The organism is Oxalobacter vibrioformis (assembly GCF_027118995.1).
GTDB classification, from domain to species: Bacteria; Pseudomonadota; Gammaproteobacteria; order Burkholderiales; family Burkholderiaceae_D; genus Oxalobacter; species Oxalobacter vibrioformis.
In genome coordinates, this window is the sequence record NZ_CP098242.1 from 668,705 (window position 1) to 683,100 (window position 14,396).

A 14,396-nucleotide genomic window follows, 5' to 3' on the forward strand; every position below is an offset into this window, starting at 1 on the left:
TTTCTATGGGTGTGTGTCCCGTTATTTTCCCTGCATTTCCTCCAGGCGCTGGGCCTGCCATTCGCGCTCTTTCGCATCAATGATCGAATGATCATAAAAAGTGACATCCGGGGCCTGCCTGGCCAGGGACAGCTGTTCCAGAGCTGCCGAGAGCCCTCCTGACAAACTGTATGATTCTGCCAGTTCAATGTGCATCAAGGCGATTTTTTCCTGGGCGCCATATACCTTGGCTAGCATGCCATGAACCATTGGGTCGCTGCGATACAACTGCGCCTGTTTTCTGAGATATTGCGCCGCACCGTCATAATTTCCGGCATGATACAGTGCACCGGCATAGCGATGGGACAATGCTCTTGAGGCAGGGAAACGGGACAATGCCGTCAAGGCTTCCCTGGCTGCTTCAGCCGGTTGTCTGCCTGCAATCTTGATGTCGATGGATGTGCTTATCAACGCCAGGCTGGCTTGTGCCGCTTTATCCCCTACCAGCTTTTTCGCCTCCTGCAAAAGAGAAGCGGCTTTCATCGTGTCATTCTGCTTCAAGGCAAGCAAGGCCTGCCCGTAGTATCCGGCAGAAGCCGGAAGCCGGCTTCCTATTTTGATCATTTCCTGAAAATTGGCAGCGGCCGTCTCCATGCCTTTGGCGCTTTCATCCTGTAACAGCTCGGCCCTGATCCGGACATAATAGAAATCGGGGCTGTCCGCATGCTGCCGGTATGACTCGGAACGAACACGCGCCTCAACATCGGCAATACGTTCTGATGTTAACGGGTGAGTTCTCAGATAAGCCGAAAAACCCTCACCATAGTGACGGTTTGCCCGTTGCAGGCGTTCAAAAAACAGGACCATGCCATTGGTATCAAAACCGGCATTTTTCAGTATCAGGAATCCAACCCTGTCAGCTTCCCTTTCTGCATCCCGGTTAAAATTCAGTTGCTTTTGCACGGCAAGCCCCTGTCCCCCCATCACCAGAGCACCGGCAGCATCCGTCTGCTTTGCCGCGCCAGCTATTGCCGCCAGGACAAGCGCCGCGATCGGAATCAGCATATCCTGCTTCTGGTTACCGATCATACGCGCAATATGCCGTTGTGAAACGTGGCCAATCTCATGGGAAAGAACAGAAGCCAGCTCGGATTCGCTTTGAGCAGCAAGCAAAAGACCTGTATGCACGCCAATAAATCCACCGGGCAATGCAAACGCATTGAGTGTCTGATCTCTTAATGCAAAGAAATGGAAATCATTGCCGGTTTCTCCCCGGACATCAGGCGTGGCATTCACCAGTTTGTGGCCGATATTATTGAGGTATTCGCTGATCACTTCATCTTCAATGTAATCGGGATCCATCTGGATGCGCCGCATGATCTCAACACCAATCTTGTACTCCATCAACGGCGAAAGCTCACCGCGAGCCGTATCTCCCAGCGTCGGCAAATTACTGTACTGGGCATAGGCAAGAGGCTGCGTGATAAATGTAAACAGCAGGGGAAATACCAATATCCTGAAAATACGGCGCAACCGCTGCTGCTTGAAAAACAGGCTTGTTCTCATGATGGTATGATACCTTTTCCTGCGAGGCGGTTCACATTCTGTTTCATTTTGCTACCATTTTCTGACCATGTCTTCTTCTGACGGTAAAAATAAAAAACTGACCCATTTTGATGAGGATGGCCAAGCCCATATGGTGGATGTTGGCAACAAACCCGACACCCATCGTATCGCCATTGCACAGGGAACCATCCTGATGACCCGAAAGGCATGGGAACAGGTAAAGTCAGCAACCGCGAAAAAAGGAGATGTCCTTGGCATCGCCCGAACGGCAGCAATCATGGGCGCCAAGCGAACAAGCGAGCTTATTCCGTTATGCCATCCACTTCCCTTGACGCATATTGCCATTGATTTTCAGCTTCATGAGGACAGCTCAGGCATTACCTGTTGTGCCCGCGTGGAAACCATGGGAAAAACCGGTGTGGAAATGGAAGCGCTGACAGCCGTTCAAATTGCACTCCTGACGATTTATGACATGCTCAAAGCCGTTGATAAAAGCATGACGATCAATCGGGTACACCTTGTCCGGAAAACCGGCGGACAGTCAGGGTAGCTCCTGGCTATCAATGAAGCCGTGACTCCGGCATAGCGGACTCCGGAAGCTCGGCATGCACCAGCTCGGCATTGATATCGGCAAATAAAGGCACCCCGCATTCATCACAAAACTCCATCGGAAAACGTTCCAGGTGAAGCTTCTCACACGCGATACCCGAGGTTTCCAAAAGCACCAGGATCTGATCCAGCGGCGCGGTTTTTTCTTTCTGTGGTGTCCCCCTGCCTCTGGAGGGGAACCCCTTTTCCACTGTCTGCTGTATTTCTTCGGCACCATATACGGGCCAGATAACGCCATATAAAATCTGCGGGTTATCGCGCAGGGAAAAGCCGATGCGATATTCTGTGATGGTGACCTGTTCCGGCACTTCAACAAAACCGCCAATAACAGCGCGCAAATCAGCGGCAGAAACATCCATTGCCAGGGCCAGATAATGGACTGCCGCATGAATCGAGGCAGGCCGTATTTGCTGGTCCGCTTTTCTGCAAGCGTCAAAAAAAGCATCAGGCAATGTCAGATCCAGTACGCAGCCATGCATCATGTTTGAAAGCAGGGGAAGTGCGTTTTTTTTCCAGTTTTCCAGGCAGTCCTTACGAAGCATTCCATGCTCATCCACCCTGGCTGTTGTCTGCCAGCGAAACAAAGGCTGCGATACCGGAACAAGCACTGACATGACAAGGTAGCGTACATCCGCAAGAAAAAGCGTTGTTTCCTGAGACTTGAACTGGCCTGCCTGGGACTTGCCAAGCAGAGGGGCCGCCATGTCTTTCATCAATGCAAATACTTCCACATGCGACTGCGGTAACTGATCAATGGCATATAATTCCGGCGCCAGTAAAAAACGGGCATTTTCGGCAAAAATACAGTCAGCAAGTGAGGAAACCAGGCCGGCATGAAGTGCTGATGAAAGCGGCCCGGACGGAATCGCAAAACGGGTCCAGGCCATCACCGGCGCAACAACGAGCAGGACATCATAATCGACTCCTTTATGCTGCATGACACCGGATTCACTATGGGCTTCTATGGCTTCCAGCAGAATGTTGTATGCATCCGGATCCGCCTGATAAAGATATTCAATCGCGTCATCCAGCTTGTGCTGCTTTTTCGTCTCAAGCAATTTCAAAATCACGTTGGAAAGCTGATTTTCCCAGAAACGGCTTTCGAGGCGGCTTGCTGCCCTGCCAATCTCCATCGACAGAGAAACCAGACGCCGGGAATCAGGCAACAGCCTGGGAAAATCCTTTTTTTCAGGAAGAGACATGATGACAACCGGGAAATATCAGTGCAGGGCGTATTGTATTAGATAGGAGCATTCATTAACAAACTGAAGCTGGCGGTTTTTCTTCAGAAAATAAAAAAGTCTTGCGACATGATCGCAAGACCTGTGATTTTAGCGTGTTGCTGGCATCCCCAAGGGGATTCGAACCCCTGTTCCCACCGTGAAAGGGTGGTGTCCTAACCCCTAGACGATGGGGACCCTGTAACAGCTATCAGAATAACATATATCAGAAAACCTGGCATCCCCAAGGGGATTCGAACCCCTGTTCCCACCGTGAAAGGGTGGTGTCCTAACCCCTAGACGATGGGGACCCTGTTTTCCGTTCAGCACTCCCGATCAGAGAGGCTGGTGGAGGTAAGCGGGATCGAACCGCTGACCCCTTGCATGCCATGCAAGTGCTCTCCCAGCTGAGCTATACCCCCGAGCGAAGAAGCGATTATAGCAAAATTTGCGAGTTGTTGTAAATTTTATGACCTGACTTCTGTAAAAAAAACAGTTGCACTGTTCTTAAGACATACTCTCCTCACGAAAGAGAGGATTTCAGTCGGGATAAAACCGTATCCCGTCCAAAAAGTGTGACGACAGCATCAATGGACGGGGTCTGTAACTGACCGGTCAAAAGCAGCCGTAATGGCATGGCAAGCTGGGGCATTTTCAGCTTGTGCTCTGCCAGAACCGCCTTGGTCATGGCAGAGATGGCGTCCTTGTTCCACTCAACCGTTTCACAATTTGACACATAATTTTTCAGCGCATCCAGGGATTCTGCTGTCAGATGCTTTTCCAGTAGTGCCGCATCAGGCTGTGGCTGGCGATAAAACAGCATGGCTGCATCCGCCAGTTCATTGATGGTATTAACACGCTCTTTCAGCAGCTCAACAACTTGAATCAGATCAGGGGCATTCTCAAGCTGTGCACCCAGTCTTTCCAGTCGTGGGCGAACCAGCCTAGCCAGCTCGGCATTATCTGTCTGGCGAATGTAATGATTATTCAGCCAGTTCAGTTTTTCGGTATCGAAGCGGGCTGCCGAACTGGACATATGGTCAAAATCAAACCATTGACAAAACTGCTCTCTGGAGAAAATCTCATCATCACCGTGGCTCCAGCCCAGCCTGGCCAGATAATTCACCATGGCATCGGGTAAATAACCCGCTTCAGGATATTCCATGACGGATACGGCACCATGGCGTTTTGAGAGTTTCTCGCCATCTCCACCCAGAATCATGGGAAGATGTGCATACAAGGGCAAAGGCGCGCCCAGCGCTTTGAGGATATTGATCTGTCTGGGCGTGTTGTTGACATGGTCATCGCCCCGAATGACATGGGTAATGCGCATATCCCAGTCATCCACGACCACACAGAAGTTATAGGTAGGCGTACCATCCTGGCGGGCAATGATCAGGTCATCCAGTTCCTGATTGGATATGGTAATCGTGCCTTTTACCTGGTCTTCCCAGGTAACATCCCCTTCTTCCGGGTTTTTGAAACGAACCACGGGATGACGGCCTTCAGGTACCGGTGGCAGTGTCTTTCCGGGTTCAGGGCGCCAGGTGCCATCATAGCGGGTGTGCTCGCCAGCAGTACGCTGCCGCTCACGCATGGCGTCAAGCTCTTCTAAGGAACAGTAGCAATAGTAGGCGGTACCATCTTTCACCATTTGCGCAATGACTTCCCGGTACCGGTCCATATGCTGCATCTGGTAAAAAGGCCCTTCGTCATGATCAAGGCCCAGCCATTTCATGCCATCGATAATAGCCTGAACGGCCTCGGGTGTGGAACGCTCCACATCGGTATCCTCGATTCTGAGAATAAACTGCCCACCAAAATGCCGGGCATACGCCCAGGAAAAAAGCGCTGTGCGCGCACCGCCCAAATGAAGAAAGCCTGTCGGGCTGGGTGCAAAACGGGTTCGAACTATCATGCTGAAAATGGAATAGAAATAAATGGAAAGGATATTTTACCGCGCCCGTCGTAAAAACGGGCTGATCTGTTTCATGACACGCAATAAACGGGTCATGTGAAAGAAAAAACCGTCCGTAACAGCGTTCACTGTACGGACGGTTTTTTTGAATTGCTCAGCAAATAAAATTTGCCGCTGTATTACATGAACATCTTCATGGTTTGCAGTACCGTCTGTGAGATACCGTAAGCCAGTGGAATACCAACGATCAGCCAGCAGATAACCAGCGTACCAGCTGAAGTCGGTTTGGTTGCAGGCAATGCTCCGGACTCCTGGGCATGGGCAATCTTGTCTTCCAGTGAAGCTTTTGCCGCTTTGACTTCTTCCTCGGTCATGTAGTACTTGCTGCTGACCGGACGGATCAGGAGTGCACAGATGAACTCAACAACCAGGAAACAGGCCATGATGTACAGCGTCACACTGTAAGCCTGTGCACGTGGCACACCCGCATTGAGCTGCATATCGCGGATGATGTTGATCAAGAGCGGGCTCAACAGACCGGCAGCAGACCAGGCTGTCAGCAGACGACCATGGATCGCACCAACGAACTGGGTACCAAAGAGGTCAGCCAGGTAAGCAGGAATCGTTGCAAAACCACCGCCATAGAAGCTCAGACAGACGCAGACTGCGCACAGGAACAGGATCAGGTTCAGTGAAGAAGCCAGGGTCGGGATCGTTGCATACAAGCAGGCACCCACAACCGCAAAGACATAGTAGGTGTTTTTACGGCCAATCCAGTCTGACATGGTTGCCCAGAAGAGACGGCCACCAATGTTAAACAGGGAAAGCAGACCGGTAAAGCCGGCAGCAATAACGGCAACCTGGCCTTTTTGCGCATCGGTCAACTGGTCAAAAGGTACGCCCGGCAGATTGATCAGGTTACCGGCAAACACTTCCTGAAGCAGCGGAGACGCCATGGAAATAACACCGATACCGGCAGCAACGTTCAGGAAAAGCACGCCCCAGCAGAACCAGAACTGCGGAGTACGCATCGCACGATTGGTTTCCACATTAAAAGCACTGGCTTCGATCAAGCCACCGTGACCATCATCCACCATGTTACCGGTGTTTTTCGGTACAAAGCCTTTTGGCATGTAACCCGGAGGAGAAACACGAATGGTGAAGGCGCCCAGCAGCATGAAAATGCAGTAAACAATCGCCATGGTCAGGAAAGTCTGCCACAGGCCGGTAGACGTTGGGGTGCCAAAGAAACCCATCAGCGCCTGCGCCATCGGGGCACCAACCATCGCACCACCGCCAAAACCGCCAACGGCAAAACCGGTCGCCATACCAACACGGTCAGGGAACCACTTGATCAGTGTTGAAACCGGGGTGATATAACCAAGACCCAAGCCAATACCGCCAATGAAAGCACCAATCCATGCCAGCCACAGCTGGTGGGTGAACATCGCGATAGAAGCCAGCAGGAAGAAGCTGACAAAGCAGATGCAGGAAGTCACACCGCACTTGCGAGGGCCAACGTGCTCCAGCCAGTTGCCCAAAATTGCAGTGGTAGTACCCAGCATGAAGAACAGGATACCGAAAATAACGCTGCACATCACCACTTTCCAGTCACAGCTGGTGGTGAAAAGCTGCGCAAAAATACTCATGTCAGCAGGGCAATCCAGCGCCTTGCCCAGACCCTGCTCCATGCCGACGATGCGGGACATCGGCAACCAGAATACGGACATACCATAGTCCATGCCGACGCAAAGGTGGATCATCAAGGCCGATGCGGGTACCAGCCAGCGATTGAATCCTTCCCCTGCAACAGTGTATTCCTTATTTAGGAATTTTAAACCAGCCATACTATTACTCTCCTAGGATTAAAACAACGAAAATGTCTTACGAAATTTACCTACCTAACATGCGCAAAAAACGCATGTTATAAAAAATCCTTTTTGACGCAGCATGATAACACTGCAAATTTTTATCGGCTATAGGCAATTTTTTGCATAATTCATGCGCTTCTCGGTTAAAATGCGGTATGTATAAAGTTTCGATTCAACCTCACTGGCGCATCGCTTTCGGCAAGAACCCCCCCATGGATACGGCATTACTGTTGCGGCTGCTGACAGTAATCCATTCTGAAGGTGCGATTTTATAGGCGGCAAAGATCCTGGGGTTGTCATACCGGCATGCCTGGGGGCTTTTGCGCGAGGCGGAGAATATTTTTGGTGCCCCGCTCCTTCAAAAACATCGGGGCCGCGGAACAACACTCACCCGGCTTGGCACGACCCTGCTCTGGGCTGACAGGCGAATTGCGGCCCGCCTTTCCCCAACACTGGAGAGCCTCTCATCCGAACTGGAACGCGAACTCAGCCGAAGCATTTCTGATTCCACCAATCCCGTGCGTCTTTATGCCAGCTACGGTTTTGCAGTTGCTGCCCTGATGGAACGGATCAATGCCACTGAACTGCCCGTGGAGCTGCGCTATCTTAACAGTATGGAATCGATTGCAGCCCTGTCACAGAAGGAATGTGAACTGGCAGGATTTCATATTCCGGTCGGCGCATTTGAAACGGAAACCGTGCAACTGTTCCTGCAGTATCTCTGCCCCGACAAGCACCAGTTGATTCACCTGGCTCACCTGAAACAGGGATTGCTGGTTGCCCGCGGCAACCCCAAGAAAATCGAGCAACTGGAAGACATCACCCGCAAAGGTATCCGTTTCGTTAATCGCCAGACCGGTTCGGGCACACGGCGTACACTTGAGCGTTTGCTGGATGAAAGCAACATTCCTCACAACACCATCAGCGGTTTTGAAACGGCTGAATTCACGCACGCTGCGGTTGCTGCCTATATTGCCAGCGATATGGCGGATGTTGGATTCGGGGTGGAAACGGCAGCCCGCCATTTCGGGCTGGATTTTGTTCCCCTGATGCAGGAACGCTACTTTTTTGCCTTGTGCAAAGATGAGTGGAAAAGCACACCGCTCAACGATGTGCTGGAAATCATGAAAAGCGCTGACTTTAAACAGCATGTCAATCAGTTGGGCGGATATGATGCGACGAATGCCGGGCAGATATTGAGCCTGAAAGAAGCCTTTGGCAACGTGGCTATTGCATAAGGAAGCGCTGATTAAATGATTTTTGGGAGATGAAGTGCAAGGCAAACGGAGCCGCAACCAAGATATATCTTAAGATAGGCGAAGGTTGCGAGCACCGCGTAACGCAGCAATTCGCTCACAAAGCCTTTTAATCAGCGTTTCCATAAATCAGGTATTTTCGACCACCACCCCGGGCAACCGGCTACTCATATCCCTGGCTTTCTGTGAAATTCTGACACCCAGGCGACGAGCCATATTCATGAATATTCGGGAAACGTCGCTGTCTGGATCAGCCACAACCGGTGGTATGCCGGCATCGCTTTGCTCCCTGATTGACAGTTGAAGCGGCAACTCACCCAATATTTCCACCCCATATGTCTCGCTGAGTTTTCTCGCACCGCCTTCGCCAAATATCGTTTCGGCATGGCCGCAATGGGAGCAGATATGCAGACTCATGTTTTCAATAATACCCAGAACAGGGATATTTACCTTGTCAAACATGACAAGCCCTTTTTGCGCATCTGAAAGCGCAATATCCTGGGGAGTTGTCACGATAACAGCACCTGTCACCGGAATGCGCTGCGAAAGCGTCAACTGGATATCTCCTGTTCCCGGCGGCATATCAATAATCAGGTAATCAAGATTTTGCCAGTTTGTCTTTTCGAGAAGCTGAATCAGTGCCTGTGTTGCAACAGGCGCACGCCAGATCACCGGTTCATCCGGATTGATCATCAGCCCGATGGACATGAGCTGTATCCCGTATTTTCCCAGCGGGTCAACCGTCTGCCCGTCTGATGACTCCGGCCTTCCAGTAAGGCCCAGCATAATGGGCTGGGACGGGCCGTAAAGATCGGCATCTAAAATGCCCACATTAGCGCCTTCTTTAGACAATGCCAGCGCCAGGTTCGTTGCAACGGTTGATTTACCGACACCGCCTTTTCCGGATGCCACCGCAATGATGTTCCTGATATTGGGCATGGGTTTTAGCGTGCCCTGAACCTTGTGTGCCTTGATCGCTGTAGAAATACTGACGCTGATATGCCCTATGCCGGGAATATCCTGCAACGCATCAACAATCTGCTTTTCAAGCGTTTTCCATTGACTTTTTGCCGGATAAGGAAGCGCGATAAACACGGAAACATCGTTGCCGTCGGTTTTTATCTGCCTGACTGTTTTGGATGAAACCAGGTCGATACCCGTATTGGCATCGACGACCTTCAAGAGCGCCTGCTCAACAGATTCTGCCATCATGTGCATTTTTTTCTCCTAGCGGAAAGCGCAAGTCTACCGTAATTGCCAAAGGGTCTGCAAAGCCCTATGCTGTAGTCTTTGTTACAATAAATCCCTTTTTGCCAATAATCGCCATGTCACGAAAACTGTTTGTTACCACTGCACTTCCTTATGCCAATGCCCAGTTTCATATCGGGCACATCATGGAATACATCCAGGCAGACATCTGGGTCCGTTTCCAGCGAATGCAGAAAGACAATGGCAATCAGCGTGAAGTTCATTTTGTTTGTGCTGACGATGTTCACGGCGCACCGATTATGATTGCTGCCGAAAAAGCCGGAAAGACACCCCAGGAATTCGTTAAGGAAATTGCCGCGGGCCGCCAGAAGCCCTTAGACGGGTTTTATATCAAGTTTGACAACTGGGATTCCACTGACAGCCCGGAAAACCATGAATTGTCACGCGAGATCTATCAGAATCTGAAAGCAGGCGGCCTGATAGAAACCCGCACGATTGAGCAATTCTTTGATCCGGTCAAGGAAATGTTTCTTCCGGACCGCTATATCAAGGGGGAATGCCCAAAATGCGGTGCCAAAGACCAGAACGGCGACTCATGTGAAGTCTGCAGTTCGGTCTATACGCCCACCGACCTAAAAGCCCCCTACTCCATCCTGAGCGGTGTCACACCAGTGCTCAAATCGTCAGAGCATTTTTTCTTCAGACTTTCTGATCCGCAGTGTGTGGCTTTTTTGCGTGAATGGGCATTGGGTAATGTCAACGGGCATCCCCGCCTGCAATCAGAAGTCGCCAACAAGGCCAGAGAATGGCTGGAAGGTAAAGAAGGAGAAAGTGGTCTTTCTGATTGGGACATCAGCCGCGATGCGCCATACTTTGGCATCGAAATTCCTGATGCGCCGGGTAAATATTTTTATGTCTGGCTGGATGCACCGGTCGGTTACCTGGCATCGCTGAAAAATTATTTCAGAAAAATCGGCCGTGACTATGATGCCTTCCTGGCCGATCCGGAAACCGAGCAGTATCACTTCATCGGCAAGGACATTATTTATTTTCATACGCTTTTCTGGCCGGCCATGCTGCACTTTTCCGGAAAGAAAGTGCCCGACAACGTGTTTGTGCACGGGTTCATCACCGTTTCCGGTGAAAAAATGTCCAAATCCCGCGGTACCGGTATTTCACCGATCCGCTATCTTGATATCGGCATGAACCCGGAATGGCTCCGTTACTATATTGCTGCCAAGCTGAATTCCCATGTGGAAGATGTGGATTTCACGGCAGAGGATTTCATGGCCCGTGTCAATGCAGACCTGATCGGAAAATACGTCAACATTGCCAGCCGTGCAGCAGGATTCATCACCAAAAAGTTTGGCGGAAACATCCATTCGGGCGCATCCGAAGCCAATGATTCGCTGCTCAACCAGATCCGCGCCGGCGCTGATGAGATCGCCAACCTGTACGACACGCGCGAATACAGCCGCGCCCTCAGGCAAATCATGCATTATGCGGATATGGTCAATGCCTACGTGGATGAGCACAAACCCTGGGTTCTGGCCAAAGAACCGGAACGCGAAGCCCTGCTGCATGAAGTCTGCAGCAAGCTGCTCGAAGCCTTCCGGATTCTGACCATCTACCTTAAACCGGTTCTGCCTGCATTGGCAGAAAAAGTGGAAAAATTCCTGAATCTGCCACCCATGCAGTGGGATGATATTTCCGCCCCCATGGAAAATGGCCATACCATCAACGCCTATGAACATCTGATGCAACGGGTGGACGAAAAGCTGATGGATGCCCTGGTGGAGCCGGCCGAGGCAACACCAGTAAACGGGAAAACGGAAGAGGATTCAGACACCATTGAGGCAATTGCACCGGAAATCACGATTGATGATTTTGCCAAAGTGGATTTGCGCATCGCCAAGATCGTTGAGTGCAGCCTGGTTGAGGGTGCCGACAGGCTGTTGCGTTTATCGCTGGATGTGGGTGAAGGCCGTTTGAGAAACGTTTTTGCCGGTATTCGTTCCGCTTATCAGCCGGACGAACTGGTTGGTAAAATGACCGTGATGGTTGCCAACCTGGCCCCCAGAAAAATGAAATTCGGCATGTCAGAAGGGATGGTGCTGGCGGCATCGGACAAATCCGATTCAGGCATCTATATCCTGCAACCCTGGCCAGGGGCAATGCCTGGCATGCGAATACGATAAAGGGACGCCATGAAGGTCGTTGTGAGGGAAGCGCTTCTTGATGATGCACAACTGATCGCCGATCTGACCCGGCAGGCATGGGCGGGCAAGGTTGACGCCCGTTCCGAAGGCCATACCGAAACCGAAACCACTGTCCTGCCGGATCTCCAGCATGGCGGTGGTTTTATTCTGATGGTTGACGACAACCCCGCAGGATGCGTTCGATGGCTGCCCACCGATGAGGATGGCAGTATCTGGAAAATCCACCGTCTGGGTGTGCTGCCTGACTATCGCGGAAACAGTTTTTCAGAACATCTGCTCGAAGCCATTATTCATCATGCGCATGAATATGACATCAGCGAACTGCATATGGCGCTTTATCCTGAACATGAACGTTTGGCTGATTTTTATGCCATCTTTGACTTCAATATTGCCCCTGAACTCGAGTTTTCATTGCGTGACTCACTGACACCGCCGCCCGTCATGCTGCGAAAGCTTTTTGACTAGATAGTGTCTACATGAGATATAAGAGATAAAACTCCCTCTGTTTGCCAGATGGCAGATGTTATGAAGCGATGATCATTATAGGAAGACCACCCTTTAACAGGAGATTCCATGAGACCAGCGTACAGACGCCACGACATATCCGACCAGGCCTGGGCTTTACTTGAGCCCCACCTTCCAGGACAGCCTGGTCAATGGGGCAGGATAGCCAAAGATAACCGCACCTTCATTAATGCTGTATTCTGGATATTACGCACAGGCGCCCCCTGGCGTGATCTTTTGCCGGAGTACGGAAAATGGGGAAGCGTTCACCAGCGCTTCATCCGCTGGCGCGACAAGGGCATATGGGAGCGCCTGCTGGAAATCCTGATAGATGAGCCTGATTTTGAATGGCTTCTGATAGATGCAAGTCACATCAAGATTCACCCGCACGCGGCGGGGGCAAGAGGAGGCAACCAGGGCATGGGGCGCACAAAAGGGGGCTCAACTCAAAAATACATCTGGCCGTGGATGCGAATGGTATGCCGGTCAGATGTCTTGTCACATCGGGTACCGTTGCAGATTGTACGCAGGCTTCACGGTTAATGGATGGGATATCCCCTCGCCATCTGGTGGCGGATCGGGGTTATGATTCAAACGCCATTCTTGACCATGCAAAATCCCGCAACATCATACCCGTCATACCCCCGAAAAGAAATCGCAAGGAGAAAAGAAGCTACGATCGGCAGATTTATCAGAAGCGTCACCTGGTGGAAAATGTCTTTCTTTATCTCAAACGCTGGCGGGGTATTGCCACAAGATACGCAAAAAATCTCGCGACATTTGCTGCCGCTGTGCAGGTGCGCTGTATCGCCCTTTGGTTGAATGCGTTAACCATACTCAAGTAGACGCTATCTAGGGTCAGGACGCCAATTATCCGTCACGATTGGCGTGGCAGGTTAAAATACGCAAAAAACAGGAAAACCGCATGAATTTTTTCTGGCGACAGCCCACTTACCAATCTGATCTGGAACACCTCTTTGAGCAGCTTTCCGGAAATGATCCTGACTTGCCTGCAAAAAAAGAAGCCGGACTGAAGCGCTTGTGGGATCAGGCACCCTTTGATATTGATACCTATATCCGCGACAGGCAATCCCGTCTGCCACAACCGGCAAACCTGTATCGCTAAAACCGTTTTCAGCCGACATGACTGCGACAGACCCCGTTCTATCAGAGGCCCCTTCCACTCCGCCCGAAGCAGAGGCGAAACAGATCGCCTTTGCCCGGCTGTATGGTGAGGCAGTTTTTGAGTTGCCGACAGATCTTTATATCCCGCCCGAAGCACTTGAGATATTTCTGGAAGCATTTGAAGGGCCGCTTGATCTGCTGCTTTATCTCATCCGGCGGCAGAATTTCAATATTTTAGATATCCCCATGGCCCAGTTGACGGCACAATATCTGGTCTATGTTGACCAGATACGTCAGCACAAGCTTGAACTGGCCGCAGAATACCTGCTGATGGCGGCGGCACTGGTGGAAATCAAGTCCCGGATGCTGCTGCCGAGCATCAAAAACGAGGATGCTGAAGAACCGGAAGATCCGCGTGCCGAACTGGTCAGGCGTCTTCTGGAGTACGAGCGTATCAAACTGGCTGCCGGCAAACTCGAAGATATGCCCAAACTCGGTGACGATTTTTTCTCCCCCTTCGTCACCATTCCCAAAGACACAGCTCCCCGCTGGCCGGACGTGTTTCCTGTTGATCTTCACAACGCATTTACTGAAATCATTCGGCGGAGCAAGCTGACCACCAGCCATACGGTCGGCAAACAGGGGCTTTCTGTTCGTGAACACATGTCAATCATCTTGAGGCGCCTGCAGACAACCGGCTTTGTTGAGTTTTATGACCTATTTGATGTGGCAGAAGGCGTTGCCGTTGTCATCGTGCATTTCCTGGCACTCCTGGAACTCGCCCGGGAATCACTGGTCGAAATTACCCAGGCCGAACCCCTTGCACCGGTTTATGTGCGTTTGACCGGCTCTTATGAATAACTTGGCCAAAAAGTTACTGCATGGATATGTCATTTCATCATAAAATGATGTTCTTCTGA

The 14,396-nt window shown here is 51.0% G+C and carries 12 protein-coding genes, 3 tRNA genes and 1 pseudogene; 8 read left to right on the forward strand and 8 right to left on the reverse strand.

Translation table 11 applies throughout. The annotated features are described in order from the left end of the window. Positions 1-21: 21 nt before the first annotated feature. Positions 22-1,545 carry a M48 family metalloprotease gene (locus NB640_RS03320; RefSeq protein ID WP_269309740.1) on the reverse strand — a complete coding sequence of 508 codons (1,524 nt, stop codon included), beginning with the start codon at positions 1,543-1,545 and terminating at the stop codon, positions 22-24. A gap of 67 nt (positions 1,546-1,612) precedes the next feature. Between NB640_RS03320 and moaC the strand changes: the two genes are divergently transcribed. Beyond that, positions 1,613-2,095, forward strand: a complete 483-nt coding sequence (gene moaC / locus NB640_RS03325; RefSeq protein WP_269309742.1) for a cyclic pyranopterin monophosphate synthase MoaC — start codon at positions 1,613-1,615, stop codon at positions 2,093-2,095. Between the two features lie 10 nt (positions 2,096-2,105). On the opposite strand, the gene NB640_RS03330 is transcribed toward moaC, so the two are convergent. The 6 genes from NB640_RS03330 to NB640_RS03355 all read right to left on the reverse strand — a co-directional run bounded on the left by NB640_RS03330 (position 2,106) and on the right by NB640_RS03355 (position 7,139). After that, complete coding sequence (locus NB640_RS03330; RefSeq protein WP_269309743.1) at positions 2,106-3,356, reverse strand: DUF2863 family protein; 1,251 nt, start codon at positions 3,354-3,356, stop codon at positions 2,106-2,108. A 141-nt stretch (positions 3,357-3,497) separates the two neighbouring features. Continuing rightward, a tRNA-Glu gene (locus tag NB640_RS03335) sits at positions 3,498-3,572 on the reverse strand. Between the two features lie 38 nt (positions 3,573-3,610). Continuing rightward, positions 3,611-3,685 (reverse strand) — tRNA-Glu (locus NB640_RS03340). A gap of 35 nt (positions 3,686-3,720) precedes the next feature. Continuing rightward, positions 3,721-3,796 (reverse strand) — tRNA-Ala (locus tag NB640_RS03345). A gap of 101 nt (positions 3,797-3,897) precedes the next feature. After that, positions 3,898-5,292: a glutamate--tRNA ligase gene (gene gltX, locus NB640_RS03350; protein ID WP_269309745.1), complete on the reverse strand. Its 1,395-nt coding sequence runs from the start codon at positions 5,290-5,292 to the stop codon at positions 3,898-3,900. Positions 5,293-5,471: 179 nt separating this feature from the next. Next, on the reverse strand, positions 5,472-7,139 hold the full coding sequence (locus NB640_RS03355; RefSeq protein ID WP_269309746.1) for an OFA family MFS transporter: 1,668 nt from the start codon (positions 7,137-7,139) through the stop codon (positions 5,472-5,474). 317 nt (positions 7,140-7,456) lie between these two features. On the opposite strand from NB640_RS03355, the gene NB640_RS03360 reads away from it, so the two are divergent. Then, on the forward strand, positions 7,457-8,401 hold the full coding sequence (locus NB640_RS03360; protein WP_332880224.1) for a substrate-binding domain-containing protein: 945 nt from the start codon (positions 7,457-7,459) through the stop codon (positions 8,399-8,401). 147 nt (positions 8,402-8,548) lie between these two features. On the opposite strand, the gene apbC is transcribed toward NB640_RS03360, so the two are convergent. Continuing rightward, positions 8,549-9,637, reverse strand: a complete 1,089-nt coding sequence (apbC, locus tag NB640_RS03365) for an iron-sulfur cluster carrier protein ApbC (RefSeq protein WP_269309747.1) — start codon at positions 9,635-9,637, stop codon at positions 8,549-8,551. 107 nt (positions 9,638-9,744) lie between these two features. On the opposite strand from apbC, the gene metG reads away from it, so the two are divergent. The 6 genes and pseudogenes from metG (at position 9,745) to NB640_RS03395 (ending at position 14,337) form a co-directional block, all read left to right on the forward strand. Beyond that, the gene (gene metG / locus NB640_RS03370; protein ID WP_269309748.1) at positions 9,745-11,826 is read left to right on the forward strand and encodes a methionine--tRNA ligase; all 2,082 of its coding nucleotides are present in this window, start codon (positions 9,745-9,747) and stop codon (positions 11,824-11,826) included. Positions 11,827-11,835: 9 nt separating this feature from the next. Continuing rightward, on the forward strand, positions 11,836-12,312 hold the full coding sequence (locus NB640_RS03375) for a GNAT family N-acetyltransferase (RefSeq protein ID WP_269309749.1): 477 nt from the start codon (positions 11,836-11,838) through the stop codon (positions 12,310-12,312). A 108-nt stretch (positions 12,313-12,420) separates the two neighbouring features. Further along, a pseudogene (locus NB640_RS03380) lies at positions 12,421-12,642 on the forward strand (transposase); the annotation flags it as partial. 56 nt (positions 12,643-12,698) lie between these two features. Continuing rightward, positions 12,699-13,196 carry an IS5 family transposase gene (locus tag NB640_RS03385; protein ID WP_269308812.1) on the forward strand — a complete coding sequence of 166 codons (498 nt, stop codon included), beginning with the start codon at positions 12,699-12,701 and terminating at the stop codon, positions 13,194-13,196. 80 nt (positions 13,197-13,276) lie between these two features. Continuing rightward, positions 13,277-13,477 carry a DUF3460 family protein gene (locus NB640_RS03390; protein WP_269309750.1) on the forward strand — a complete coding sequence of 67 codons (201 nt, stop codon included), beginning with the start codon at positions 13,277-13,279 and terminating at the stop codon, positions 13,475-13,477. 17 nt (positions 13,478-13,494) lie between these two features. Beyond that, positions 13,495-14,337 carry a segregation and condensation protein A gene (locus tag NB640_RS03395; RefSeq protein WP_332880225.1) on the forward strand — a complete coding sequence of 281 codons (843 nt, stop codon included), beginning with the start codon at positions 13,495-13,497 and terminating at the stop codon, positions 14,335-14,337. Positions 14,338-14,396: the final 59 nt, after the last annotated feature.

Excerpts from the sequence above, each read along its gene's own strand:
- NB640_RS03320 (WP_269309740.1), bottom strand. The coding sequence starts at position 1,545 with ATGAGAACAAGCCTGTTTTTCAAGCAGCAGCGGTTGCGCCGTATTTTC.
- moaC (WP_269309742.1), top strand. The coding sequence starts at position 1,613 with ATGTCTTCTTCTGACGGTAAAAATAAAAAACTGACCCATTTTGATGAG.
- NB640_RS03330 (WP_269309743.1), bottom strand. The coding sequence starts at position 3,356 with ATGTCTCTTCCTGAAAAAAAGGATTTTCCCAGGCTGTTGCCTGATTCC.
- gltX (WP_269309745.1), bottom strand. The coding sequence starts at position 5,292 with ATGATAGTTCGAACCCGTTTTGCACCCAGCCCGACAGGCTTTCTTCAT.
- NB640_RS03355 (WP_269309746.1), bottom strand. The coding sequence starts at position 7,139 with ATGGCTGGTTTAAAATTCCTAAATAAGGAATACACTGTTGCAGGGGAA.
- apbC (WP_269309747.1), bottom strand. The coding sequence starts at position 9,637 with ATGCACATGATGGCAGAATCTGTTGAGCAGGCGCTCTTGAAGGTCGTC.
- metG (WP_269309748.1), top strand. The coding sequence starts at position 9,745 with ATGTCACGAAAACTGTTTGTTACCACTGCACTTCCTTATGCCAATGCC.
- NB640_RS03375 (WP_269309749.1), top strand. The coding sequence starts at position 11,836 with ATGAAGGTCGTTGTGAGGGAAGCGCTTCTTGATGATGCACAACTGATC.
- NB640_RS03385 (WP_269308812.1), top strand. The coding sequence starts at position 12,699 with ATGGCTTCTGATAGATGCAAGTCACATCAAGATTCACCCGCACGCGGC.
- NB640_RS03390 (WP_269309750.1), top strand. The coding sequence starts at position 13,277 with ATGAATTTTTTCTGGCGACAGCCCACTTACCAATCTGATCTGGAACAC.
- NB640_RS03395 (WP_332880225.1), top strand. The coding sequence starts at position 13,495 with ATGACTGCGACAGACCCCGTTCTATCAGAGGCCCCTTCCACTCCGCCC.